Genomic DNA, 25,570 nt, shown 5'->3' on the forward strand with positions numbered 1-25,570 from the left:
GGATGGTCAGGCATGCAGGATAAATGCCCTTACGGGCACCCCCGGCGATGCCGGGGCCCCTGCACGCCTGCCCATCCGTCCGCTGTGTAAGCGGACATCTGCGGATGCGGCAGCCTTTAAGAAAGGCTGCCTTATCTCGCAGCTGTTGCCGCCCGATGATATAACGGTCGTGGTCATGCAGCTGGAGAAAGCGGTGTAAAACAGGCTGTGCGTTTCGGGCCGCTCCCGGATGGTCAGGCATGCAGGATAAATGCCCTTACGGGCACCCCCGGCGATGCCGGGGCCCCTGCACGCCTGCCCATCCGTCCGCTGTGTAAGCGGACATCTGCGGATGCGGCAGCCTTTAGAAAGGCTGCCTTATCTCGCAGCTGTTGCCGCCCGATGATATCACGGTCGTGGTCATGCAGTTGGAGAAAGCGGTGTAAAACAGGCTGTGCGTTTCGGGCCGCTCCCGGATACTACGGGCGTGGGATGAATGGCCTCCGGCCACCCCGGGCGTTGCCCGGGCCCCCACTGCCCTGCGTATCCGTCCGCTGTGTAAGCGGACATCTGCGGATGCGGCAGCCCTCGAAAGGGCTGCCTTATCTCGCAGCTGTTGCCGCCCGATGACATCACGGTCGTGGTCATGCAGTTGGAGAAAGCGGTGTAAACCGCGACAAAACAAAAACCCCGCCGTACCGGCATCCCGGTACGGCGGGGTTTGTTTCGTTTACAGACGAGCGGCTCAGGCCTTGCCTACGCTGCCGAACAGCTCCATCTTCTCCAGCACGGTGGCCTTGATGGCCTCGGCGCCGGGAGCCAGCAGCTTGCGGGGGTCGAAGCCCTTGCCCTGCAGGTCCTTGCCGGCCTCGATGTAGGCGCGGGTGGCGGCGGCGAAGCTCAGCTGGCACTCGGTGTTCACGTTGATCTTGCTCACACCCAGGCTGATGGCCTTCTTGATCATATCCTCGGGGATGCCGGTGCCGCCATGCAGCACCAGGGGGATACCGTCGGTAGCCTTGTGGATGGCGTCCAGAGCCTCAAAGTCCAGGCCCTTCCAGTTGGCGGGGTACTTGCCATGGATGTTGCCGATACCGGCAGCCAGGAAGTCGATGCCCAGATCGGCGATCTTCTTGCACTCGGCGGGGTCGGCCACTTCGCCGGCGCCCACAACGCCGTCTTCCTCGCCGCCGATGCTGCCCACCTCGGCCTCAATGGAGATGCCCTTGGAATGGGCCAGCTCCACCAGCTCGGTGGTCTTGGCGATGTTCTCTTCGATGGGGTAGTGGCTGCCATCGAACATGATGCTGCTGAAACCGGCTTCCACGCAGGCCTTGGCGCCTTCGTAGCTGCCGTGGTCCAGGTGCAGGGCCACCGGCACGGTGATGCCCAGGGTCTCCACCATGGCTTTGACCATGGCGGCCACGGTCTTGTAACCGGTCATATACTTGCCGGCGCCCTCGGACACGCCCAGGATCACCGGGCTGTTGGCCTCCTGCGCGGCCAGCAGAATGGACTTGGTCCACTCCAGGTTGTTGATGTTGAACTGACCCACGGCATAATGACCGTCACGGGCCTTTTTGAGCATTTCGGTTGCGCTAACCAGCATCGTTGCACTCCTCCTGATCATTGATCGGTACCCCCGCTTTGCGCGGGCCTGTCCTTCTCTGCCTAACAGTATAGCCCAAATCCGGCACAAAATCAATCGGCATTTTCGCGCCTTTACGTCCCAATCTGCGCGGCGGGGCCGGGTAAAGCGTTTTCAACGCACAGTTATGTTGAAACCTTGTGCGGGAAACTGTTGAAAACTCGGTTGAAACGGTGGAGAACGAAAAACTTAAACCGATGAAATGGCCACTTTTGAACATTTTCCACAGGGTTTTCAACATGTGGAAAACAGCAACGCCCGATTACCTGTTGTATAACCGGCTTTACAAAACGGGAAAAATTATCCCGCCCCGGAACCATAGCAAAAAAGGTAGAAAAAGCGCCGTGGGAATGGTATACTGAAAGAGGATCGTCCCCGCGCGTATATGGGCGCGTATTCGACAGGGGGACACGGGAGGATACGATGAGCGAACAGCAAAAGCATACGGGCGGCGCGGCAGAAAAGGACGCGGGCCTGGTCTACGGCAAAAATCCGGTCACCGAGCTGCTGAAAAGCGGCGCGGGGGTGGACACTGTCCTGCTGGCCGACGGGCTGGCCCCCCAGGTGGCTTCCTACTATACAGCGCTGGCCAAGCAGGCGGGCGCGGTGGTCAAGCGGGTGCATCCCGCCAAGCTGCGCAGCCTGTGCGGCACCGAAAGCCACCAGGGCGTGGCGGCCTTTGCCAGCATGATCCGGTACGCCACCCTGGACGAGGTGCTGGCGTCGGCGGCCGAAAAAGGGGAGGATCCGCTGCTGGTGCTGGCGGACGGCATCGAAGACCCCCACAATCTGGGGGCGGTGATCCGCACGGCGCTGCTGTGCGGGGCCCACGGGGTGGTGATCCCCAAGCGGGGCGGCGCCCAGCTGACCCCCACCGTAATCAAGAGCAGCGCCGGGGCGGCGACCCGCCTGCCGGTGGCCCGGGTGGCCAACATCGGGGAGACGATCCGCCGCCTGAAAGAGCAGAATGTTTTCGTCTACTGTGCCGACCTGGACGGCCAGCCCCCCCACAAGACCAACCTGACCGGCCCGCTGGCGCTGGTGATGGGGGCCGAGGGCGCGGGGGTCAGCCCGCTGGTGCGCCGCCTGTGCGACGGGGCGGTGCGGCTGGATATGGCGGCCCGCGGCACCGGGGTGGACAGCTTCAATGTGTCGGTAGCGGCCGGCATCATTTTGTATGAGATCATGCGCCAGCGTCAAAACTGATACCGGCGTGCAGAGAGGAGGAACCGATCATGGCCCGTGAACGATCCAATGATCCGGTAGAACAGATCCTGGAAGGGCTGGGGGTGGAAAACGCCTCCAACACCGGGGCCAGCGATGCCGCGGTGGATGATATTCTGGCCGGTCTGGGGCTGCAAAGCGACCCGGTGCCGACGGCCCGTCCGGCACAGAAGCCCGCCCAGCCCCGGCAGCAGGCGGCAAAACCGGCGGCGCAGCCCAAGCCCGCGGCCCAGCCCAAGGCAGCTCCGCAGCCGAAACCGGCCCAGGCCCGGCCGGTAAATGCGCCGAAAGCCCAGCCCCGTCCGGCGGAAAAGCCTGTCCCGGCCCGTCAGGAGCCGGTGCAGGAAGCCACCGGCGAGATCCGGCTGGGGGATGTGTTCGGCGCGGCCCCGGCCCGCCCGGCGGAGAAGCCCGCCCGGCATACGCCCGCCGCAGATACCGCCCCCACCCGGGAAGCGGCAAAGCCGGCGGGCAGACCCTCTCTGGAGGACAGCCTGACCCTGGACGATGAGTTTACCCGCTTTTTCACCGAGAGTGTGGCGGTGGTGCCGGACGAACAGGAAGAGACCGAGCGGGTGAGCCTGTGGCAGCGGCTGCGCAAGGGCCGCGCCGCCAAGCATGACTCCAGCGGCGACACCGTGATGCTGCCGGAGCGGGAGGAGGCCATGGAGGCCACCGGCGAGATCAACCTGCGGGGCGCCGTGGGCGAGATCAAGCTGAAGGTAGCGCCCCAGCGGGTGGAAGCATACTCTGAAGAGGAGGACGCCACCCGCCCCATCGAGCTGGACCGGGACGATCGGGAACCCGACGACCGCACCGGCGGCCGGCCCCGGCTGTTTGGCAGCCGGGAACCGGAGGACGTGGACGAAGAGCCGGTGCAGAGCACCGAGTACGAGACCCTGGAGGACGGCCCCGCCGTTCAGACCAAGCTGGAAAGCGCCGGGGCGAACCTGTCGCTGCGGGTGGCCCTCACCGGCGTGCTGGGCGTGGCGCTGCTGTATCTGGGAATGTCGGCCAGCCTGGCCGGGGTCCCGGCGCCTGCCCCCATCGACCCGGCCATGGCGCCGGGGGCGTTCCTGGCAGTAAATCTGATCCTGCTGCTGGCGGCGCTGGTAGTGAATTTCCCCACCCTGGCCTCCGGCCTGACCGGGCTGGCCAAAAACCCGAATCCGGATACCCTGGCCACCTTTGCGGGGCTGGGCGCGCTGGTGCAGCTGGCCGCCTGCCTGATTGCCGGCAAAGCCTGGGACCCCTCCGCCGTGACCCTGTTTGCGGGGCCTGCGGTGCTGCTGCTGGCCTTTAACGCGGCGGGCCGCCGGATGATGAACGGCGTGATCAGCCGCAACTTCCAGGCGGTTACCTCCGGGCTGGACCGGGAGGCCGCCTATCTGGTGCACAACCGGGAACTGACCGCCCGGCTGGCCGCCGGTACCGGCGAGCCGGACCCGGCGCTGCTGATCAGCCGCCCCACCGAACTGATGCGGGGCTTCATGCGGCAGAGCTTCTCCGCCCGGCCCGGCGACGCGCTGGCCCGCAAACTGGCCTGGGGCCAGCTGGCAGCAGGCGTTGTGGCTCTGATCGGCGGCGCGGTGATCGGCAAATCTGCCCTGACGGCGGTGTCCTCCCTGGCGGGCACCCTCTGCCTGGCAGCTCCGGTCTGCGCCACCCTGGTCAGCGCGGTGCCCAGCCTGATGCTGCAGAAAAGCGCCTCCCGCGTGGGGGCGGTGGTGCCCGGCTGGAGCGCCCAGGAAGAACTGGGCAGCGCCAACATGATCCTGGTGGGGGCGCGGGACCTGTTCCCCGCCGGATGCGTGCGGCTGCACGGCATCAAGACCTTTGAGAAAGAGCGCATCGATCTGGCCATCCTGTACGCCGCTTCGGTGCTGGTCAAGGGCTGCGACACCCTGCGGGATGTGTTCCTGGCCATTATCCAGAACAAGACCGAGATGCTGTTCCCGGTGGAAAACCTGACCAACGAGCCCGGCCTGGGCTTCACCGGCTGGGTGCAGAACAACCGGGTGCTGGTGGGCAACCGGGAACTGATGCGCAAGCACGGGGTGGACACCCCCTCCCGGGACTATGAGAGCCGCTACACCCGCGGCGGCCGGGAACTGGTTTACCTGGCGGTGTCCGGGCGGCTGTTCGGCATGTTCCTGGTCAGCTACAAGGCGAATCCCTCTACCCGCCGGGTGCTGCACCGGCTGCATGGCCGGGGCATCTCGGTGCTGGTCAAGAGCGATGACTTCACCCTGAACAGCACCCTTGTCAGCCAGGTGTACAGCCTGCCCGAGGGCTGCATCAAGGTGCTGGAAGCCTCCGACCTGGCAGCGCTGGCCCCGGCTACCGCCTACCAGCCCGCCTCGGACGGCTGTATGCTGCACATCGGCTCCTTTGCCTCCTTTGTGGGCGGCATGGATGCGGCTGCCGGGGCGGTGGCTGCCGAGAGCAGCGCCAATCTGGTGCAGGCTGTGTCGGTGGGGATCGGCTGCCTGATGGCGGTGCTGCTGGCCTTTACCGGCGGCCTGGTGGGGCTGGCCCTGCCCGCCATGGTGCTGTATCACGCTGCCTGGGCCGCTTTGACCCTGGCCCTGCCCCTGATCCGCAAATATTGAGCGGTTTCGCTTGACTTTTTTGCGCGCACCATGTATACTGAGAGCAGAAAACAAGAATACTTCCTATTTAATACAAAACCTGAGTAAAGAAAGGAGCATTCCCCCATGAAAGACCTGAAAGGCACCCGTACCGAAGCCAACCTGCAGACCGCTTTTGCCGGCGAGAGCATGGCCCGCAACAAGTACACCTACTACGCCAGCCGCGCCAAGAAGGACGGCTACAACCAGATTGCCGCGATCTTTGAGGAGACTGCCGGCAACGAGAAGGAGCATGCCAAGCTGTGGTTCAAGCTGCTGCACGGCGGCGCAGTGCCCGATACTCTGACCAACCTGGCGGACGCCGCTGCCGGTGAGAACTACGAGTGGACCGATATGTACTCCAAGATGGCCGAGGAGGCCCGCGAGGAGGGCTTTGACGAGATCGCCCGTCTGTTTGACGGTGTGGCCGCCATCGAGAAGGAGCATGAGGAGCGCTACCGCAAGCTGGCCGAGAACATCAACAACGGCCAGGTCTTTGCCCGCGAGACCCAGCAGGTGTGGATCTGCACCAACTGCGGTCATGTGCACATCGGCACTCACGCCCCCGAGGTGTGCCCGGTCTGCGCCCATCCCCAGGCCTACTTTGTGATCCGTCCCACCAATTATTGATTGGTTGTTGCCTGATCGGCCCCGTCTGCAGCGGCAGACGGGGCTTTTTGTGGTAAAAACCTTGGCCAGCCGGGAAAACTGTGCTATACTGATACACATTCCGAATTTTATCTAACCCCGGGCCGGATTTTCCGGCGGAAGGAGAGTACCTTTGTTCCTGCATGTATTGGAGCATACGCTGGAGGATACGCTGCGGATGCTGCCGTTCCTCTATCTGGCGTATCTGTTTATTGAATATATCGAGCAGCGGCAGGGCCAGCGCATCGAGCGGGCGCTGGCCGGCGGCGGGCGCTGGGGGGTCATCCCGGGCGCGGTGCTGGGCTGCGTGCCCCAGTGCGGGTTTTCCGCCATGGCGGCCAATCTGTACGGCGGCCGGGTGATCACCCTGGGCACCCTGATGGCGGTGTTCCTGGCCACCAGCGACGAGGCGGTGCCGCTGCTGATGGCCATGCCGGAAAAATGGCCGGCGCTGGCCGGGCTGCTGGCGGTCAAGATCGTCTGGGCGCTGGCGGCGGGTCTTTTGCTGGATACCGTGCTGCGTCCGCTGCTGCCCGCCGGTCTGGTGGGCGGCTACACCGGCCACGCCGACGAGGTAGACTGCCATGAGGAACACGGCGAGCACAGCAATATCTTCCTGGCGGCGCTGCGGCATACCATCTCGATCTACCTGTATATCTTTGCGTTCAGCCTGCTGATCGGGCTGGTGGTGGAGGCGATCGGTGACGAGGCCATCGCTGCTTTCCTGGCCAGCCTGGGCCCGCTGCAGCCGGCGGTGGCGGCGCTGTTCGGCATGATCCCCAACTGCGCTTCCAGTGTGCTGCTTACCCAGCTGTACCTGTCCGGTACGCTGCCTTTCAGCAGCGTGGCGGCGGGGCTGTGCAGCGGCGCGGGCATCGGCCTGCTGGTGCTGTGGGAGACCAACCCCAGCCGCAAGCAGAACCTGTTCATCACCCTGCTGCTGTGGGCACTGGGTACCGCGGCGGGGCTGATTCTGGCGCTGGCCGGGCTGTGAGTGATGACCAAACGCCACAAAATTTGTACAATCGCGCCTTTCGCAGGGGGCGGGCTGTTTTGGCCCGCCCCCTTGTGATACAATAAGGGCAGAGATATGCGCGGGGCAATGGGCCCCGGCCTGATGCAATAGGCGAAAGGATGTGCTTTACTCATGATTCTGCGCAACGGTTCTGTTTTTACTGATCTGGGCCGCTTCATCCCGGCCGACGTGGAGCTGGAGGGCGACCGGATCGTCCGGGTGGCTCCCGCCAATACCCTGGAAGGGGACGAGGTGCTGGACTGCACCGGCAAGTATGTGACCCCTGGTTTTGTGGATATCCATATGCACGGCGCCTTCGGCAGCGACTTCTGCGACGGCACCGCCGAGGACATCTGCACCATCAGCCGCTACGAGGGCAGCGTGGGCGTTACCACCTTCATGGGCACCACCATGGCCTTTGACGAGCCGATCCTGACCGGCATCTTCGAGGCGGCCAACACTCGTTTTGGCAAAGAGGGCGAAGGCGCTGTGCTGCGCGGCGTCAACATGGAAGGCCCCTTCTTCAACAAGTCCAAGAAGGGCGCCCAGGCCGAGAAATACATCGTGGACCCGGATTTCGACATGTTCAAGCGTCTGTATGACCTGACCGGCGGCAACATCCGTCTGGTGGACGTGGCCCCCGAGCTGCCCGGCGCGGTGGAGTTCATCCGCAAGGCCAGCCAGCTGTGCACCGTGTCCATCGCCCACACCAGCGCCACCTATGACGAGGCCAAGGAGGCTTTTGCCAACGGCGCTACCCATACCACCCACCTGTTCAACGCCATGCCTGCTTTTACCCATCGGGCTCCCGGCGTGGTGGGCGCGGCGAGCGATTACGCCGCCCATGTGGAGATGATCAGCGACGGCATCCACCTGCATCCGGCTGTGGTGCGTGCGGTCTTCAGCCTGTTCGGCGCCGACCGTGTCTGCCTGATCAGCGACAGCATGCGGGCTGCCGGTATGCCCAACGGCGAGTACAGCCTGGGCGGCCAGAAGGTCTTTATGACCGACGGCAAGGCCACCCTGGAGGACGGCACCATCGCGGGCAGCGCTACCTGCCTGCCCGAGTGCTTCCGCCGCGCTGTGGGCTTCGGTGTGCCGGTGGAGACCGCTCTGAAGGCTGCCACCATCAACCCGGCCAAGGCCGTGGGCCTGTTCGACGAACTGGGCAGCATCACCGCCGGCAAGCGCGCCGACGTGCTGGTCATGGACAAGGGCACCCTGCAGCCGGAAGTTATCTTCATCGGCGGCAAGCGCCAGTAAGCCACATACAAAACGCCAAAGGGGCGCGTTCCGACAGGAACGCGCTCCCTTTTTTGCTGGATTTTTTGCTGGACACGGGGGGAACAGCGTTCCCCCCATGTCCCCGGAATAGCTTGGCCCGCAGGGATTTTATTCATGCAGCTGCCGTTCCTGGCGTACGGCTTTCAGCTGGCGGTTGAGCCGGGTCAGGCCGTGCACTACCGCGATGGGGATGGACAGATAGATCACCGGATAGACGGCCATGAAGGATTCGCTGCTGCAAACAGCCAGCAGCAGGCTGCCCAGCCAGCCCACCAGTGCCAGAGCCAGCACAAACAGCATCTGGCTGCGGGCCCTCAGCAGCAGGTGTTCCTTGCCGGCCAGGTCGGAATACAGCTCAAATTCTCCCTGATCGGCCCGGCGGCGCAGATAGATCCAGCCGTTTACGCCGCCCACCCATTCCGCGCCGAAGTCGTGCAGCATGGCCAGGTATTCCTGCCCTTCCGGGCTGCTCATCTTGAAGGACGGACGATCCAGCCGGATGATCCAGGCGCCCGGCTCGCAGCGGCTGAAATGGTGTACAAAGCCGTTGGTGCGCTCCAGTGCCCAGCCTTCTGCGGCCATCTTGTTCATCCAGTCCACTTCCTCCTGGTACTGCCAGGCCGTATAGGATCTGAAACAGGTTTTGGTTTCCTTGCCGGTCATTCCGTCCACCTCCCGATGATGGTTTCTCCGTTGTGTGTCAGTTCCTGCAGCCGGGCCAGTTCCGCCCGGGCTGCCGCCCGCCCGGCGGGGGTGATGCGGTAGCTCTTGCGCCGCCCCTCGCCGCCTGCCGGTTCGATCCAGCCCTTTTCCTGCAGGGTGGTCAGTGCCCCGTACAGGGTGCCCGCGGCCAGCTTGACCCGGCCATTGCTCAGTTCCTCTGCCCGCTGCATGATGCCGTACCCGTGCAGCGGCTGACCCAGGGACAGCAGAATGTAAAACACCGCCTCGGTCAGCGCCGATGTCACTTCTGCCATGATGCCGCCTCCTTTATCACTTTCCGTTATATCGGCTCCCGATGTATATAGTATATCGTCTGCCGAGTGTTTTGTCAAGCGAAAATAAAAATGGGCCGGATAATTCCGACCCATAATTTCAGGGAGCGTGTCTATGCGCCGTGCCGCGAGTACAGCACCAGCATATCCCCGGCGCACAGGCGGCTTTCGCCGTCGGGGATGATGTCGTGCCCCTCCCGCTGGATCAGCACCACCAGCGAATCCTTGCGCAGATCCGCCTCCCGCAGGGTTTTGCCCACCAGCGGGCTGTCCGGGTCAATGAGAATTTCGCTCAGTTCAATGCCGTCCTGCCCGGAATATTCCTTGGCGCCGATGATCAGCGCGTCGCCCTCCTCCAGGCAGGTGTCGCCCTTGGGCACAATGGCCTTGCCCTGCCGCAGGATGGCCGCAATCAGGGTGCCGGGAAACACGGTGATATCCCGGATCGGCTTTCCCCGCCAGGGGTGCTGCGCGTCCACATCCACCCGGATGAAGCCTACGCTGGTCTCCTCCGAATAGTCGTTGAAGGTGCGCAGCACGTTGCCGTGCCGGTCGATCATACCGGCTTTCCGCGCCACCTGCGGCAGCAAAGTACCCTGAATCAGGATGCTCAGCAGCACCACGCAGAACACGATCTGAAAGATGCTCTCATCCCCGTAGGCGGGGGAGACGGTGGTCACGATGGCAAACACAATAGAGGCCGCGCCCCGCAGCCCCGCCCAGGACACCACCAGCATCTGATTCAGCGGCGCTCGAAAAGGCCGCAGCAGCAGAAACACCGCCGCCGGGCGGGCAATCAGGGTCATGAACAGCGCGATGCCCACCGCGGGCAGCAGTGCCGCCGGCAGCCGGGAGGGGAACACCAGCAGACCCAGCAGAAAGAAGATCAGGATCTGCATCATGTTGTTGAACACGTCAAAAAAGGCGGCCAGATTCTTTTTCCGGGGAATGTCCTGGTTGCCCAGCAGGATACCGGCCAGATAGGCGCTCAGGTATCCGTTGCCGCCCAGCAGAGTGGGCAGAGCGTAGGCGATCAGGGCCGCCGCAATCAGGAAAATGCCGTCCAGACCGCCGGTCAGCGGCCAGCGGCGAAGCACATACCCCGCCGCCCAGGACACCGCCACCCCGATGGCCACCCCCCATACCACCTGTTCCAGCAGCATCACCGCCACCTGGCCGGCGCTGGCGGTGCCGCCCAGCACGGCCAGCAGGGTCACGGTGAGCATGTAGGCGCAGGGGTCGTTGCTGCCGCTTTCGATCTCCAGCAGGGAAGCGGTGTTGTATTTCAGGTTCAGCCGCTGGCTGCGCAGCACCGAAAACACCGATGCCGCGTCGGTGGAACCCAGTACCGCCCCCACCAGCAGGCCCTCCGCCAGGCCCATGCCCAGCACAAACCGGCAGAACAGCCCGGTCAGCCCGGCGGTGATCACCACCCCCAGGGTGCTCAGCAGCACCGACTGGCGGGCCACCGGCCTGGCGGCGCTCCATTTGGTGCCAAAGCCACCGTAAAACATAATGAAGATCAGCGCGGCGGAACACACCTGCTCGGCCAGGTGGTAGTTTTCAAAGTCGATTTTCAGCAGTCCGTCGGTGCCGAACAGCATACCCAGCGCGATAAAGAAAAACAGGGTGGGGATGCCCAGCCGGCCGGACAGTTTGCTGCCCAGGATGCTGGCCAGCAGCACCACCGCGCAGAGAAGCAAAAGCAGATTCATGAAACGGCCCTCCTTTCCGGGTGAAACGGCACGGCCCGCAGCCGGCGCGCCGGGCTTGGAGCGGGGCGGGTCGTCTGCGGGTCGGTTGATACAGCGTATGCGCGCCGGAACGGCGGAATGCCGCTCAGCGCAGCTCGATGGTGTAGGTGAAACCGTACTCTTCCTTCAGGGCGTCCACCTGGGCCTGGCAATCCTCGATAAAGGTCGGGGTGTATACGCTCTTGCCCTGCTTCTTATAGTCTTCCAGGATCTGGTTCAGCTTGGTCCAGGCTTCCTCGTTGCGCTTCTCGTCGCTGCCTTCGGGGAATGCAATCACAAATTCACGATGTTTGGGGATACGGGCTTTCATGGAATGTCCTCCTGTATTGTGTATGGTCAGGGCAGCCGGAACAGCTGCCGTGCGTTGGCGTCGGTCTGGATGAGCAGTTCCTCCGGGGAAACGCCCCGCACCTCGGCGATAAAAGCCGCCGTGTGGGCGATCATGCCGGAATCGCACCGCTGGCCCCGCAGCGGTTCCGGGGCCATGTAGGGGCAGTCGGTCTCCAGCAGGATGCGGTCGGCGGGCAGGGCCTGCACCGCCTTTACCGCCCGCTTGGCCCCCTTGAAGGTCACCGCGCCGCCGAAACCAAAGTAGAATCCCTGTTCCGCCAGGGCCAGCGCGTCCTCGGCGCTGCCGGAATAGCAGTGCAGCACGCCCCGGGGCCGGTAGCGGCGCAGCAGGGCATAGGTGGGCTCGTGGGCCTGCCGGTCATGCACGATTACCGGCTTGTCCAGCTCCAGCGCCAGGTGGATCTGGGCCTCAAACAAGGCCAGCTGCTCGTCCCGGGGAACCGGCCAGTGATGGTCCAGCCCGATTTCGCCCACCGCCACCACCCGCTCGTCCTCAAACAGGGGGCGCAGCGCGGCCAGCTCGGCCCGCCAGTCCCCGCCAAAACGAACGGTGGTGGAGGAATCTTCTTCAATCAGGCTTTCCGGATGGATGCCGGCCGCCGCCCAGATCCAGGGGCGGCTGTGCGCCAGCGCCCGGCACCGCTCGCTGGTATCCAGGTCGGTGCCGCAGTCGATGATGCCGGCCACGCCCCGGCCGGGCAGACCGTCCAGCAGCGCGTCCCGGTCCGGGTCGAACTGGCGGCTGCCGTAGTGGGCGTGGGTGTCAAAGATGGGCCCCATCAGTGGATGCCGCTGCCCGCGGGCACGTCATCGGGGAAGAAGACCACCGAAGCGCCGCCGTCGGCGGTGTCGGCTGCCATCACCATACCCTCGCTGACGTACTTGCCCTTCATCATCGGACGGGGGGCCAGGTTGGCCACGATGCCCACCTTGCGGCCGATCAGATCTTCGGGCTTGTACCACTTGGCGATGCCGGACAGGATGGTGCGCTCCCGCTCACCGTCGAACAGGGTCATCTTGAGCAGCTTTTTGCTCTCGGGCAGGGTCTCGCAGGTCAGCACCTGGGCCACCCGCATCTCCACCTTGCAGAAATCGTCAAAGGCGATCTCCGGCTGATGCTCGATCGGCTCGGCCGGGGCGGCGGGCTGGGGCGCGGGGGCGGGTTCAGCCGCCTTGGCCGCGGCCTGGGCCGCCGCCTGACGGGCTTCCAGCTCGGCCAGCTCCTTGGCCATATCGATACGCGGGAACAGCGCATCGCCCTTGTGCACGGTGTACTCGGCCTTGCCGCCGAATTTCAGCTCGCCAAAGCGGCGGTCGGCCTCGGTCAGGCCCAGCTGCACCGCCATCTTGTCGGCGGTCTCGGGCAGGAAGGGGGCCAGCATCACGGTGGCGTAGCGCAGGGCCTCGCACAGGTTGTACAGCACCATGGCCAGACGGGGCTTGTTCTCCTCGTTCTTGGCCAGCGCCCAGGGGGCGGTTTCGTCGATGTACTTGTTGGCCCGCTGGATGGCCTTGAAGATCTCCTGGGTGGCCTGGGGAATCAGCAGTTCGTCCATGGCCTTGGTCACACGGTCGGGCATGGCGCTGACCGTGTCGATCAGATCCTGGTCAAATTCGCCGGCCTCCCGCACGGCAGGCACCGTGCCGCCGAAGTACTTCTCCACCATGGCCACGGTGCGGCTGAGCAGGTTGCCCAGGTCGTTGGCCAGGTCAGAGTTGATGCGGTTGATCAGGGCCTCGTTGCTGAAGATGCCGTCGTTGCCGAAGGGGATCTCCCGCAGCAGGAAGTAGCGGATGGCGTCCACGCTGTACCGGTCGGCCAGCACCACCGGGTCCACCACGTTGCCCTTGGATTTGCTCATCTTGCCGCCGTCCAGCAGCAACCAGCCGTGGCCGAACACCCGCTTGGGCAGGGGCAGATCCAGCGCCATCAGCATGGCGGGCCACAGGATGGTGTGGAACCGCAGGATCTCCTTGCCCACCATGTGCAGGTCGGCGGGCCAGAACTTGTCGTAGTCGTTGTAGGCGTGATTGCCGAAGCCCAGGGCGCTGATGTAGTTGCTCAGCGCGTCCACCCACACGTACATGGTGTGCTTCTGATCAAAGGGAACCGGGATGCCCCAGGGCACCGTGGTGCGGGACACGCAGGTGTCCTGCAGGCCCTGGTTGATGAAGCTGATCATCTCGTTCTTGCGGCTTTCCGGCTGGATGAACTGGGGGTTCTCCTCGTACAGCTTCAGCAGACGGTCGGCGTACTTGCTGGTGCGGAAGAAGTAGGCTTCCTCCTCGGCCTCGTATACGTCACGGCCGCAGTCGGGACACTTGCCGTCCTTCAGCTGGCTGGTGGTCCAGAAGCTTTCGCAGGGCTTGCAGTAGTGGCCCTTGTACACGCCCTTGTAGATATCGCCCTGCTCGTACAGCTTGGTGAAGATCTTCTGGCAGCTTTCCATGTGGTACTCGTCGGTGGTGCGGATGAACCGGTCATAGCGGATGTTCAGCAGCTTCCACAGGTCCTTGACGCCTGCCACGATCTCGTCCACATAGGCCTTGGGGGTCACGCCCTTGTCGGCAGCTTTGTCCTGGATCTTCTGGCCGTGCTCGTCGGTGCCGGTCAGGAACATCACGTCGTAGCCCTGCATCCGCTTGTAGCGGGCCAGAGCGTCACAGGCCACGGTGGTATAGCTGTGGCCGATGTGCAGCTTGTCGCTGGGGTAGTAGATGGGGGTTGTGATGTAGAATGTTTTTTTCTCGCTCATCTTGCTTCTGTCCTTTCTTAAACGGCGCCGCGAATGGAACGGCGCCGGAATAACGTCATCAGAAGGAAAAACCTTCGCTGGGCTTGCCGCATACGGCCAGGGTTTCCTTGGCCAGCACTTCGGTGCTGTCCAGGAAGAAGCTGTCCAGCCCTTCGTCCCGCTTGATCAGGGACAGTTCGGTGCAGCCCAGAACAGCCTGCTGGCAGCCGGCGGCCCGCAGCTCGTCGGCAATTTCCATAAAGCGGGCCATGTCCACCCGCTGGCCCTGCTTGATCTGGCAGTAGATGATCTCCATCAAAGCGGACTGCCGGGCCGGGGAGGGAACCGCCCACTGCAGCCCCTCCGCCTCGCAGACGGCCTGGTAGGTGCCGCTGGCCACCGTGCCGGTGGTGGCCAGGATACCCAGTTTGGTGCAGCCCATCTTTTTGGCCTGGCGGGCGGTCAGCTGCACCATGTTCAGCACCGGCACCGGCAAACTGCGGGAAAGCCGGTCGTAGAAATAGTGGGCGGTGTTGCAGGGGATAGCCAGCAGCGTGGCGCCGTATTCCACCAGCATCCGGGCGTCCTGTTCCATCACCGCAAAGGGGTCCTCGTGGCTCTGGCCCAGGATATAGGCGGTGCGGTCGGGGGTGGTGGCCCGGCTGGAGATCACGATGTCCAGATGATCCTGGTCACAGTGGGCCACGGTGTGCTTGGTAAGCATCTCATAAAAGTAGACCGTGCTCATGGGCCCCAGGCCTCCCAGAATGCCCAGCACGGGATGTTTGGGCTGTTGTACAGGCTTCAAAAACAAAAGCCCCCCTTTTCGGGCGGCGCGCAGGAAAGGGCGCGGCGCACAGAATTTTCGGGCCCGGCCGCCGGTTCCGCTGTGGGAAAAACCGGGGCCCATGGCCTGTTTTATCGTACCATATCGCCGCGGGTTTTGCAACCGCCGCCCCCGGCCGCCCGGCGGAAAAAGCGGCCGGGCCGGGATGGAAGAAACCGCGTATTCCTGATTGCGTACAACAAAAAAACGCGAGCGCCGGACACGGCGCTCGCGCGAAATTGTTCAGTACATTGGACTGCCCTCTTAATTCTGTGGTAGTTCGGCCGGATCGTTCATATCCTTACAGGGATCGATCTGCGCGATTGGATGAAACGTTTGATTGTGAATTTACCAGAAATTCCAATCCTATATCTGCTCGAAAAGTTGATTCAAAATCGGGTTATTTTTCCGGATCCTGCCTTGCCAATCGGTTCTACGCGGACATCACTCGTTCTTACTTCCCGTATGCTTTGGAAAAGATCCATGGATTGCCTTTGAAACTGCTGGTTGCTTATGATGCAAGGCAGAGGCGGTATACAGATTTTTCGTTTGCGGTTCGGGGTTTGGGATACGTTTCAACGCGTTTCCATTTGGAAGAAGAATCATTTCGGAAACCCTGTTCCGAATTTTCCGGGCAGCCATCCGGGCGTACACCGCATCCGGATATGCATTTGCCGGCTATACCAGACCCATTCGGGCGGTAATAAAACGGGAGCCATGAACGGTATCCGCGAACGCTATCCGCCTGCTCTCTTATCAGGAAAGTGCGGACCTTGCATTTCGCACAATGGACGGGTTCAGAACCCCCGCTCTTCGCAATAGTACCTGACTATTGTTTTCCTGCCCTTTCTCCTGGGGATCGAGGGCGATCACAACTTAGTACATTGGAGTAAACCTCACAAGCTTTAGCAGCTGTACATCCACATGCCGGCTACCCGACCTGCACGTCCCGCAGTAGACTGGTGTCTGAACTTCGCCATCGCGTTGTTGAGAAACAGCCACGCTTTTGAAAGGTGCGGTTTCGGATTTCCGAAACAGGGGATGCGCGTTACAAATTTACTTGTGCATCGGCGTCAAAGCCTCTTGTTATTGAAAGATGTTCGGTCAGATAAATTTGGTATTTCACTTCGGAAAATCCGAAATGAGAATCTTCTGATCGTTTAGGTGGCCAGTCGATCGGGTTTGCTTCGCAACTCAAAATAATTCTTGAATCTTCGAACGCTCAAACCATGTCGTTTCTTGTACCATCTATATAAAAGGGTTCCTCTTCGGCAGGAACACGGGGTGATCGCTTTTTTTAAGAACTCAGCTCATTTGGTCTTTCCGGGTTACCACCCGCATCTGGTCAAGCGGTTCTTGTTCAGCGCCCCCGTGCCTGCCACTGCTGCACGGGTTCAGTATTGGACATCGGGATCGCTCCTTTCTTTCGATAGTCAGCGTTTCCGGCTCCCTTGAGCCTTTCCCTTTCGCTGTCTGTCTTTCTTTGTCTATATTATATGCGGTGCAGGGGGGAAAATCCATTGACAAACTACATGGAAAAAACGCCCAAAGTTTGTACAAATGTTGTCTTGAAATAGGTATGACTTTTGCGGTACAATGAAAAAGGTGGGTCGCCATATGCGATCCACCTTTTTGTATGCCCGCGCCGGGTTACCGGGGCGGGTTTTGTGTTATTACATCTGCTCGGGCACGGTGATCTTGAACATGGTCAGCACGTTGAAGATGACCTGCTTCACCGCCAGGCACAGGGCGATGCGGGCCTGCCGGGTGGCGGGCTCGGCGTCCAGGATGCGGCAGCTGTTGTAGAACTTGTGGAAGCTGCCGGCCAGGTCGATCACATACCGGGTGATGCGGGCCGGGTCGTAGTTCTTGGCCGCGCCCACGATCTCGGCGGGGAAGGCGCCCACCGCGCGGATCAGATCCCGCTCGGCTTCTTCCGGCCAGGTGTAGCCCGCCCAGGCGTGGATGCCCTCGTACTCGATGCCGGCGGCGGCCAGCTTCTTCAGGATGGAGCAGATACGGGCGTGGGCGTACTGCACATAGTACACCGGGTTGTCGCTGTCCTCCTTGACGGCCAGATCCAGGTCAAACTCCACCTGGCTGCCCGCCTCCCGCATATTGAAGAAGAAGCGGGCGCTGTCGATGGGCACCTCGTCCAGCAGGTCGGTCAGGGTGATGGCCTTGCCGGTGCGCTTGCTCATCCGAACAGGCTGGCCGTCCCGCACCAGCTTGACCAGCTGCATCAGCACCACGTCCAGCTTGGTGCCGTCCAGGCCTACCGCGTCCATGGCGCCCTTCATCCGGGCCACGTGGCCGTGATGGTCCGCGCCCCACACGTCGATGGCCTTGTCAAAGCCACGCACCGCCAGCTTGTTGTAATGGTAGGCGATGTCGGCGGCAAAGTAGGTGGGGATGCCGTTGGCACGCACCAGCACCTCGTCCTTGGCCTCGTCCTCGTCCTTGCGCTTGTTGGCCGCGCCGTACTTCTCGCTGAACTGGGCGCTGCGGTACATGATGGCGCCGTCCTCCGCCTTGTAGCAGGCGCCGCTGGCCAGCAGTTTGTCCACCACGGCCTGCACCGCGCCGCTGTCGTGCAGGGTGCTCTCCCGGAACCACACGTCGTAGGCGATCCGGTATTTGGCCAGATCCCGCTCCAGCCCGGCGATGTTCTTGGGCAGGGCAAAGTCGATCAGGGCCTGCTTGCGGGCCTCTTCGTCGGCGGTCATCCACTTGTCGCCTTCCTGATCCGCAAAAGCCCGGGCCAGAACCTTGATGTCCTCGCCCTGGTAGCAGTCCTCCGGCAGGGGCGCGGCCTCCTCGCCCACAAAGATCTGCTGGTAGCGCACGCTCAGGCTCTTGCCGAACTTCTGGATCTGGTTGCCCGCGTCGTTCACGTAGAACTCACGGGTCACATCGCAGCCGGCCCAGTCCAGCACCGCGGCCAGGCAGTCACCCAGCGCGCCGCCCCGGGCATTGCCCAGGTGCATGGGGCCGGTGGGGTTGGCGGAAACAAACTCCACGTTCACCTTCTGGCCCTTGCCCCAGTCGGTGCGGCCGTACTCTTCGTTCAGGGTAGCGGCGTAGACGGTGCCGGTGTAGGGCCCGGTGCTCAGGTACACGTTCAAAAAGCCGGGGCCGGCGATCTCCACCCGGTCCACGGGGCTGTCCGTCAGGTCGGGCAGATGGGCCAGGATGGTCTCCGCAATCTGGCGGGGGGCCTTCTTGAACACCCGGGCGCCGGCCATGGCCAGGTTGCAGGCCACGTCGCCGTTCTTCGGGTCGGCGGGAATCTCCACGATGAAGTCCGGCAGTTCCACCTGGGGCAGGTCGCCTGCCGCCATGGCGGCCTGGGCGGCCTGGGTCAGCAGGGCCCGGGCCTCGTCCAGGCTGGCCTGGCGGGGGTTGTAGTTCTTGTAGGTCTCTTTCATCTCGGCAATCAGTTCATCGTACTGCTTCTCCACGTTTCATTTCCTCTCTTTATATGATTTGGTATATTCCTGTTCACTGGGGCGGGACCGGCTGCACCGTGATGTGCACCAGGTTCCGGCTCACCAGGCCGTTCAGTTCGGTGTCCAGGGTGTAGCTGAACCGTACCTCGCCGCCGTCCTCGGTCAGATGGCTTTCAATTTCATCGGCGGCCACCCCCAGGCTCATGGCGCCATAGGCGGTTTCATAGTGGCAGATGTGCCGCACGCCCTTTTCTATCACCAGCTGGCTGGAGGTCTTGCCGTACCGCATCATGCTCACCCGCCGCTGGTCCCGGTTTACCCGCACCACGGTAGTGCAGCCTTCGTAGCCGGTGGCCTCTGTTTCTTTATAGGTAATATAGAAGCTGCCCTCCCGGCAGACAAAGCTGCCCCGGGTCATCAGCTCCACGCTGTCCCGGTCGTCGTCCTGTTCCATCACCCCGTGGATCCGGATCAGATACTCCTCGCGCATGCTCGTTCCTTTCTTTTGTCTCTCCTGTGCGTGGGTCAATAGGTCTCAATGGGGATCTGCTCCACCGGCCCGCCGGCGTATTCCCCCAAAAACAGATCCGCCACCTGGCGGAACTGCTCCACCGCGTCGCTCACAAAATAACGGGCGGTGCCGCCTGTGCCGTTCAGCAGTTCCAGCTGTTCCAGCGCGTCCTTTACCGCGTCGGCGGTCTCCCGGCCCGGGTCGATCAGGGCCACGTCCGGGCCCATCACCATTCGGATGGTGCCGGTCAGCAGGGGATAGTGGGTGCAGCCCAGGATCAGGGTATCCACCCCCGCGTCCCGCAATTCGTCCAGATACTGGTGGGCGATGGCCAGCGCAACCGGGTCGCCGGGGGTCACGTAGCCGTTCTCCACCAGCGGCACAAACATGGGGCAGGCCTTGGCCCGCACCTCCAGGCGGCTGTCCAGCTGGGCCAGCACCGCCGCGAAGCTGCCGCTGCGCACGGTGGCCGCGGTGCCGATCACCCCGATCCGGCCGCTGCGGGTGGCCGCTGCCGCCGCCCGGGCGGTGGCCCCCACCACCCCGGTATAGGGCACCGGCAGCTTGGCGGCCTCCTCGGTGGGGTAGACGCTGCTCACGGTGCCGCAGGCGGCCATGATGAACTTCACGTCCTGGGTCAGCAGAAACCGCACATCCTGGCGGGCATACTGCAGAATGGTGTCCCGCCCGCGGGTGCCGTAGGGAACCCGGCCGGTGTCCCCGAAATACACAATGTCCTCCCCGGGCAGGATGCGGCGCAGCTCCCGCACGGCGGTCAGGCCGCCCAGCCCGGAGTCAAATACCCCGATGGGCCGCTTATCCATGGCGGCCCTCCCCCCGCTGCACCGCCAGGGCGATCAGCCGGTCCAGCAGACGGGGCAGCGGAGTGCCCGCCTCCTCCATGAGTTTGGGATACATGCTGATGGCGGTGAAGCCGGGCAGGGTGTTCAGCTCGTTGCAGAGCACCTCGCCGGTGGACCGCTCCACAAAGAAATCCGCCCGGGCCAGACCGGTGCAGCCCAGCACCCGGTAGGCTTTTTCCGCCCAGCCGCGCACCTCCTGCTGTTTGGCCTCGCTCAGGCGGGCCGGGATGGCGGTGCGGCTGGTACCGCTGACATACTTGTCGTCGTAGGTGTAGAACTCGGCGCTGGCCAGGATCTCGCCGGGGGTGGTGGCGCAGACCGTATCGTTGCCGATCACGGCGCATTCCACCTCCTGCCCGTCCACGAACCGCTCGAACACCACCTTGTCGTCCTCGGCCAGGGCGGTGGCTACGGCGGCTTTCAGCTGGGCGGCGTCGGCAGCCTTGCTGATGCCCACGCTGCTGCCCGCGTTGGCCGGCTTTACAAAGATGGGGTAGGGCAGGCGGCCCTCCACCCGGGCGCGCAGGGCTTCAAAGTCGGCGCATTCCACCCGGCCGGCCCAGAGCCATTCGCACCGGGGCACCCCCGCCGCGTCCAGCAGGGTGTTGGCCACCGCCTTGTCCATGCAGACCGCGCTGGACAGCACGCCGCAGCCCACGTAGGGCAGCCCGGCCAGCTCCAGCAGGCCCTGGACGGTGCCGTCCTCGCCGTTCTTGCCGTGCAGCGCCGGGAACACCACGTCCACCGGCAGGGGCTTCACGCCGCCCTGCTCAAACAGCAGGAAACCGCCGTCCGCCCGGCTGGGGCTCAGGGTGCAGGGGATCTTGTCGGGGCTCTGGCGCCAGCGGCCGTCCGCGATCTGGTCGTAGGGCAGCGGGCAATAGAACCAGTCGCCCCCGCGGGTGATGCCGATGGGATAGATCTCGTATTTTTCCTCGTCCAGGCCGTCCAGAATGGTGGCGGCGCTCTTCCAGCTGACCTCGTGCTCGCTGGAAACGCCGCCGAACAGGACGGCGACACGCTGTTTGTTCATAGCTGCAAAACCTGCCTTCTCTTAAGCGGCATACCGCCGCGTGATCCCCGCACCCGGCCGGGCGCGGGAGAACTTTATACATAGGTATCCATATCATAGCACAAAAATACCGGCATTTCTACCTTTGCGGGCAATTTTGCCCCGGGCGAAAAACCGGGAATTTCTGCCCCCGCGCCCCTTGACGCGGCCCGGTACTTGTGGTATTATGGTAGCACCTCTTTTGCGGGTTTATTTTTTTTGTGCCCATTTTTAGGTACAGCCCGCATGTTTGAGGGAGGCTTAATAAACCGTTATAATGGAGGTGCCGAAGACAAATGCGAGTGAAGATCACCCTGGCCTGCACGGAGTGCAAGCAGCGCAACTACAACACCATGAAGAACAAGAAGAACAGCCCTGACCGGCTCGAGATGAAAAAGTATTGCCGCTTCTGCAAAAAGCATACTGTCCATCGCGAGACCAAGTAAGAAAGGCGGAGCGAATTATGGCACAGAACACTGGCAAAAAGCCCGGCTTTTTTGCCCGGGTCAAAGGCTTTTTCAAAGGCATCGCCAAGTTCTTCCGCGACACTGCCAGCGAGATGAAGAAGGTTGTGTGGCCCAGCCGCAAGCAGGTCATCAACAACACCGTCGTCGTAATCGTGGTGGTGGCGGTGTGCACCGTCTGCGTGCTGCTGCTGGACATGCTGTTCCGCGGCGTGCTGGGCGTGCTGATGTGAGCCGTTCGCCCATCTGACTTGCGATTGCGGAGGTGACGTCATGGCAGAACAGGCGATGTGGTATGTAGTGCATACCTATTCCGGTTACGAAAACAAGGTGGCGCAGGACCTTTCCACCATGGTGGAGAACCGCCGCCTGCAGGATTTGATCAGCGAGGTGCGTATCCCCGTGGAGGTCGTGCCCGAGATCAAGGACGGCAAAGAGCGTATGGTGGAGCACAAGCTCTTCCCCGGTTATGTCCTGGTCAAGATGGTCATGACCGATGAGAGCTGGTACATCGTGCGCAACACCCGCGGGGTCACCGGCTTCGTGGGCACGTCCACCAAGCCCATCCCCCTGACTCAGGAGGAAGTGGACCGGCTGGGCGTGGAGAGCGCCAGCGAAATCAGCGTGGACTATGAGCAGGGCGACAATGTGGAGATCACCGCCGGGCCTCTGGAAGGCTTTGTGGGCGTGGTGGAATCCATCGACCTGGAAAAACGCCTGGTCAAGGTAAAGGTTTCCATGTTCGGCCGCGATACCTCGGCAGAGCTGGAACTGAGCCAGGCCAAACCCGTGTGACCGCTAGCCGGCCACAAAACGCAATGGTAAAAACCGCCAGGCGCGGTTTTTATAGGGCGCGGCGGCGAGCCGTGCCCGTGGGAGGGCCGTGACCCGGCCCGCTAACTTACCACAAATTTTGGAGGTGCATTATTATGGCGCAGAAAGTTATTGGCTATATCAAGCTGCAGATCCCCGCCGGCAAGGCGACTCCGGCTCCCCCGGTAGGTCCCGCCCTGGGCCAGCACGGCGTGAACATCATGGCGTTCACCAAGGAGTTCAACGAGCGTACCCAGAAGGATATGGGCTACATCATCCCCGTGGTCATCACCGTCTACGCGGACCATTCCTTCAGCTTCGTCACCAAGACTCCTCCGGCCCCGGTCCTGATCAAGAAGGCCTGCGGCATCGAGAGCGGTTCCGGTGTGCCCAACAAGACCAAGGTTGCCACCATCACCCGCGCTCAGCTGGAAGAGATCGCCAAGACCAAGATGCCCGACCTGAACGCCGGCAGCCTGGAGACCGCGATCAGCATGATCGCCGGCACCTGCCGCAGCATGGGCGTCACCGTAGTGGACTGATTCCCGGCGATCCCGTAAGCGGGCGGGCCGCAGCGCCTGCCCCCATAACGTGGGAGGGCCATACGCCCGATACCACCACATTAGGAGGATAGATAGCCATGAAGAAAGGCAAGCATTATGTCGACAGCGCCAAGCTGGTCGACCGTACCAAACTGTATGACCTGGATGAGGCCCTGAACGTCTGCTGCCAGACCGCCAAGGCCAAGTTCGATGAGACCGTTGAGCTGCATGTCCGTCTGGGCGTTGACAGCCGCCACGCTGACCAGCAGGTCCGCGGCGCCGTCGTGCTGCCCCACGGTACCGGCAAGAACGTGCGCGTCATCGCCATCTGCAAGGGCGACGCCGCCAAGGCCGCTGAGGAAGCCGGCGCCATGCTGGTGGGCGACACCGACCTGATCGCCCGCATCCAGAACGAAGGCTTCGTCGATTTCGACGTGCTGGTCACCACCCCGGACATGATGGGCCAGGTTGGCCGTCTGGGTAAGATCCTGGGCCCCCGCGGCCTGATGCCCAACCCCAAGGCGGGCACCGTGACCCCCGACATCGGCCGTGCTGTTACCGAGGCCAAGGCCGGTAAGATCGAGTACCGTCTGGACAAGCAGAACATCATCCATGTGCCCGTGGGCAAGGCCAGCTTCGGTGCCGAGAAGCTGAGCGACAACGTGAAGGTTGTCATGGAAGCCATCGTGAAGGCCAAGCCCGCCGCTGCCAAGGGTCAGTATATCCGCAGCGCTACCCTGGCCACCACCATGGGCCCCGGCGTGAAGCTGAACGGCGCCAAGTTCGGCGGCTGATTTCTTCAGCAAAACCCTTGACAAACCGCCTTTTGCGCGGTATAATACTCATGCTGTTTTTAAGACAGCAGGTGCAATCCGCATAAAAGGGCCCTGCCCTTGCCTGCCGAGAAACGCGCATCAGGCTTGTTTACAAGTGTGTTATGCCACCTTCTCGCAGTGCGGGAGGGTGGCTTTTATGTTGCCTAGTAAGTGTGAAACGAGGTGAAATCAAATGCCCAGTGCAAAAATCCTGAGCGAGAAGCAGGCCTATGTGGCCGAGCTGAAAGAGAAGCTCGCGGCTTCCGTGGCCGGCGTGGTCGTGGACTACAAAGGCATCACCGTGGCCGACGATACCAAGATGCGTAAGGAGCTGCGCGAGGCTGGCGTTGAGTATGCTGTTGTCAAGAACACCATGCTGCGTCTGGCTCTGGCCGGCACCGAGCTGGAGGGCATGAGCAGCGTGCTGGAAGGCACCACCGCCATCGCCATCTCCAAGGAGGACCGCATCGCCCCCGCCCGTATCCTGTGCAAGTACGCCGATGCCGGCAAGGACAAGTTCAATGTCAAGGTCGGTTACATCGACGGCCAGCTGATGGACAAGGCCGAGGTTGAGGCTATTGCCAAGCTGCCCGGTCTGGAGGGTATGCTCTCCATGTTCGCCGGCGCCCTCACCAGCACCCTCAGCGGTCTGGCTGTGGCCATGCAGGCTTACGTGGACAAGTCCAGCGAGGAACCCGCCGCCTGATCGCCTGATCCGGCTGCACCCCGTCCGCCGCGCCGCCTGAGCGCGCCGGACCCCAAAAACAAAATTTAACTAAATTGGAGGTAAATACAATGGCTTCTGAGAAAATCACCAAGATCATCGACGCCGTCAAAGAGCTGAGCGTTCTGGAGCTGAAAGAGCTGATCGACACCTACTGCGAGGAGTTCGGCGTGTCCGCCGTGGCCGCTGCTGCCGCTCCCGCTGCCGCTGCTGCTCCTGCTGCTGAGGAGAAGACCGAGTTTGACGTTATCCTGGCCGAGGTTGGCGCCAGCAAGATGAACGTCATCAAGATCGTCAAGGAGATCACCGGCCTGGGCCTGAAGGACGCCAAGGACCTGGTTGACAACGCCCCGAAGCCCATCAAGGAGGGCGCTTCCAAGGCCGACGCCGAGGACATCAAGAAGAAGCTGGAAGAGGCTGGCGCCAAGGTCGAGCTGAAGTAAGTTCGTCCCTTGCACTGCCGCGTTTCGCGGCGCACCTGTTTTGCACAGTGTATAAAGAGGCATGGCTCTACGGAGCCATGCCTCTTTTGCGTATCGGGGGTGCAGCGGCAGCTTGCCTGCGGCTGCCCGGAATCGTATAATCGAAGCAAAACCAAAGAAAGAGGGCGCGGCCATGTACTATCACGCATCGCAAACCGGGGATATTCTTTGTTTGCAGCCCCGGCTTTCCCAGCACGGGATTCCGCTGGTGTATCTCTCCTCGAAGCGGGAGAATGTTCTGGTATATCTGAGCAATGCGGTGGAAAAATGCTGCCGGGAAACAGGCTTTGCCCATACCGGCCGTTGGTCAAAATGGGGTCCCTACGGGTTTACCGAACAGGGGCTGTTGCGGCTGGAGGAATATTACCCGCATGCACTGGAGGATACCTATCAGGGCGTATCCGCCTACATCTATTCAACAAATCCTACCCAGGGTGTGGAAAACCTGCCGGGTATCACCGATGCCTATGTGTCCAAAACGCCGGTGCCGGTGCTGGGATGCGAGCGGATTGCCGATGCCTACGCAGAGATTCTGCGCGCGGAGCAGGAAGGGAAAATCGTGATCCACCGCTATGAGGAGATGAGCCCCGCCCAGCTTGCCTGGATCCGGGACACCGCGCTGCAGGAATACGCCGATCCGCAGACAGGACCGGATTACCGGCATTTCCTTCGCTGTAAGTTTCCGTTTGTGCTGGGCCTTAAAGACAATTAGCAGATAAAAATAAACAGTGCTAATATTGTGTTGAGAAATGAGAAATGGCTTGATT

At 62.5% G+C, this 25,570-nt stretch carries 26 protein-coding genes; 14 read left to right on the forward strand and 12 right to left on the reverse strand.

Going from position 1 to position 25,570, the window contains the following annotated elements:
- On the forward strand, positions 1-199 hold a 199-nt coding region (locus B5E65_RS16420), incomplete at its 5' end, for a hypothetical protein (RefSeq protein WP_206406310.1).
- 525 nt (positions 200-724) lie between these two features.
- Here B5E65_RS16420 and fba read toward each other — a convergent pair.
- A complete protein-coding gene (gene fba, locus B5E65_RS12065; RefSeq protein ID WP_087172019.1) occupies positions 725-1,588 on the reverse strand; it encodes a class II fructose-1,6-bisphosphate aldolase in 864 nt (287 codons plus the stop codon).
- A 462-nt stretch (positions 1,589-2,050) separates the two neighbouring features.
- Between fba and rlmB the strand changes: the two genes are divergently transcribed.
- The 5 genes from rlmB (at position 2,051) to nagA (ending at position 8,407) form a co-directional block, all read left to right on the forward strand.
- Positions 2,051-2,833 carry a 23S rRNA (guanosine(2251)-2'-O)-methyltransferase RlmB gene (gene rlmB / locus B5E65_RS12070; protein WP_087172020.1) on the forward strand — a complete coding sequence of 261 codons (783 nt, stop codon included), beginning with the start codon at positions 2,051-2,053 and terminating at the stop codon, positions 2,831-2,833.
- 29 nt (positions 2,834-2,862) lie between these two features.
- Positions 2,863-5,463, forward strand: coding sequence for a hypothetical protein (locus tag B5E65_RS12075; RefSeq protein WP_087172021.1), 2,601 nt, complete (start codon positions 2,863-2,865; stop codon positions 5,461-5,463).
- 105 nt (positions 5,464-5,568) lie between these two features.
- Positions 5,569-6,111, forward strand: coding sequence for a rubrerythrin (gene rbr / locus B5E65_RS12080; protein WP_087172022.1), 543 nt, complete (start codon positions 5,569-5,571; stop codon positions 6,109-6,111).
- Positions 6,112-6,262: 151 nt separating this feature from the next.
- Entirely contained in the window at positions 6,263-7,123 is an 861-nt protein-coding gene (locus tag B5E65_RS12085) for a putative manganese transporter (RefSeq protein ID WP_242957549.1), read from the forward strand.
- A gap of 153 nt (positions 7,124-7,276) precedes the next feature.
- Entirely contained in the window at positions 7,277-8,407 is a 1,131-nt protein-coding gene (gene nagA / locus B5E65_RS12090; RefSeq protein ID WP_087172023.1) for an N-acetylglucosamine-6-phosphate deacetylase, read from the forward strand.
- A gap of 129 nt (positions 8,408-8,536) precedes the next feature.
- Here the strand turns inward: nagA and B5E65_RS12095 are convergent, their stop codons facing one another.
- From B5E65_RS12095 to B5E65_RS12145, 11 genes are all read right to left on the reverse strand, one after another.
- On the reverse strand, positions 8,537-9,091 hold the full coding sequence (locus B5E65_RS12095) for a DUF2812 domain-containing protein (protein ID WP_087172024.1): 555 nt from the start codon (positions 9,089-9,091) through the stop codon (positions 8,537-8,539).
- Positions 9,088-9,405 carry a PadR family transcriptional regulator gene (locus B5E65_RS12100; protein ID WP_087172025.1) on the reverse strand — a complete coding sequence of 106 codons (318 nt, stop codon included), beginning with the start codon at positions 9,403-9,405 and terminating at the stop codon, positions 9,088-9,090. Before B5E65_RS12100 ends, B5E65_RS12095 begins: the two co-directional genes overlap by 4 nt.
- Before the next feature lie 131 nt (positions 9,406-9,536).
- Positions 9,537-11,138 (reverse strand): potassium/proton antiporter, encoded by a 1,602-nt coding sequence (locus B5E65_RS12105; protein ID WP_087172026.1) that lies wholly within the window; start codon positions 11,136-11,138, stop codon positions 9,537-9,539.
- Positions 11,139-11,262: 124 nt separating this feature from the next.
- Entirely contained in the window at positions 11,263-11,487 is a 225-nt protein-coding gene (locus tag B5E65_RS12110; RefSeq protein WP_087172027.1) for a methylenetetrahydrofolate dehydrogenase, read from the reverse strand.
- 26 nt (positions 11,488-11,513) lie between these two features.
- Complete coding sequence (locus B5E65_RS12115; RefSeq protein ID WP_087172028.1) at positions 11,514-12,311, reverse strand: TatD family hydrolase; 798 nt, start codon at positions 12,309-12,311, stop codon at positions 11,514-11,516.
- Entirely contained in the window at positions 12,308-14,284 is a 1,977-nt protein-coding gene (gene metG / locus B5E65_RS12120; RefSeq protein ID WP_087172029.1) for a methionine--tRNA ligase, read from the reverse strand. The genes B5E65_RS12115 and metG overlap by 4 nt, the downstream gene beginning before the upstream one ends.
- Positions 14,285-14,342: 58 nt before the next feature.
- Entirely contained in the window at positions 14,343-15,071 is a 729-nt protein-coding gene (cuyB, locus tag B5E65_RS12125) for a cysteate racemase (RefSeq protein ID WP_242957550.1), read from the reverse strand.
- Between the two features lie 1,691 nt (positions 15,072-16,762).
- Entirely contained in the window at positions 16,763-18,517 is a 1,755-nt protein-coding gene (gene argS, locus B5E65_RS12130) for an arginine--tRNA ligase (RefSeq protein ID WP_164488814.1), read from the reverse strand.
- A 73-nt stretch (positions 18,518-18,590) separates the two neighbouring features.
- A complete protein-coding gene (locus B5E65_RS12135; RefSeq protein WP_087172030.1) occupies positions 18,591-19,028 on the reverse strand; it encodes a YwiB family protein in 438 nt (145 codons plus the stop codon).
- Between the two features lie 35 nt (positions 19,029-19,063).
- Positions 19,064-19,873, reverse strand: a complete 810-nt coding sequence (gene murI / locus B5E65_RS12140) for a glutamate racemase (RefSeq protein ID WP_087172031.1) — start codon at positions 19,871-19,873, stop codon at positions 19,064-19,066.
- The gene (locus B5E65_RS12145; RefSeq protein ID WP_087172032.1) at positions 19,866-20,945 is read right to left on the reverse strand and encodes a D-alanine--D-alanine ligase family protein; all 1,080 of its coding nucleotides are present in this window, start codon (positions 20,943-20,945) and stop codon (positions 19,866-19,868) included. Before B5E65_RS12145 ends, murI begins: the two co-directional genes overlap by 8 nt.
- A 314-nt stretch (positions 20,946-21,259) precedes the next feature.
- Between B5E65_RS12145 and rpmG the strand changes: the two genes are divergently transcribed.
- From rpmG to B5E65_RS12185, 8 genes are all read left to right on the forward strand, one after another.
- Positions 21,260-21,409 carry a 50S ribosomal protein L33 gene (gene rpmG / locus B5E65_RS12150; RefSeq protein WP_058963484.1) on the forward strand — a complete coding sequence of 50 codons (150 nt, stop codon included), beginning with the start codon at positions 21,260-21,262 and terminating at the stop codon, positions 21,407-21,409.
- A 17-nt stretch (positions 21,410-21,426) separates the two neighbouring features.
- Positions 21,427-21,660 carry a preprotein translocase subunit SecE gene (gene secE, locus B5E65_RS12155; protein ID WP_087172033.1) on the forward strand — a complete coding sequence of 78 codons (234 nt, stop codon included), beginning with the start codon at positions 21,427-21,429 and terminating at the stop codon, positions 21,658-21,660.
- 40 nt (positions 21,661-21,700) lie between these two features.
- The gene (gene nusG, locus B5E65_RS12160; protein WP_087172034.1) at positions 21,701-22,222 is read left to right on the forward strand and encodes a transcription termination/antitermination protein NusG; all 522 of its coding nucleotides are present in this window, start codon (positions 21,701-21,703) and stop codon (positions 22,220-22,222) included.
- A gap of 134 nt (positions 22,223-22,356) precedes the next feature.
- Complete coding sequence (gene rplK / locus B5E65_RS12165) at positions 22,357-22,782, forward strand: 50S ribosomal protein L11 (RefSeq protein ID WP_087172035.1); 426 nt, start codon at positions 22,357-22,359, stop codon at positions 22,780-22,782.
- Positions 22,783-22,880: 98 nt separating this feature from the next.
- Entirely contained in the window at positions 22,881-23,576 is a 696-nt protein-coding gene (rplA, locus tag B5E65_RS12170) for a 50S ribosomal protein L1 (RefSeq protein ID WP_087172036.1), read from the forward strand.
- Positions 23,577-23,790: 214 nt separating this feature from the next.
- The gene (rplJ, locus tag B5E65_RS12175) at positions 23,791-24,303 is read left to right on the forward strand and encodes a 50S ribosomal protein L10 (RefSeq protein ID WP_087172037.1); all 513 of its coding nucleotides are present in this window, start codon (positions 23,791-23,793) and stop codon (positions 24,301-24,303) included.
- Positions 24,304-24,392: 89 nt separating this feature from the next.
- The gene (gene rplL / locus B5E65_RS12180; RefSeq protein WP_087172038.1) at positions 24,393-24,764 is read left to right on the forward strand and encodes a 50S ribosomal protein L7/L12; all 372 of its coding nucleotides are present in this window, start codon (positions 24,393-24,395) and stop codon (positions 24,762-24,764) included.
- 172 nt (positions 24,765-24,936) lie between these two features.
- On the forward strand, positions 24,937-25,515 hold the full coding sequence (locus tag B5E65_RS12185; protein WP_087172039.1) for a hypothetical protein: 579 nt from the start codon (positions 24,937-24,939) through the stop codon (positions 25,513-25,515).
- The last annotated feature ends 55 nt before the right edge of the window (positions 25,516-25,570 follow it).

Origin of the sequence: Gemmiger sp. An120 (assembly GCF_002160955.1) — a bacterium.
GTDB classification, from domain to species: Bacteria; Bacillota; Clostridia; order Oscillospirales; family Ruminococcaceae; genus Gemmiger_A; species Gemmiger_A avium.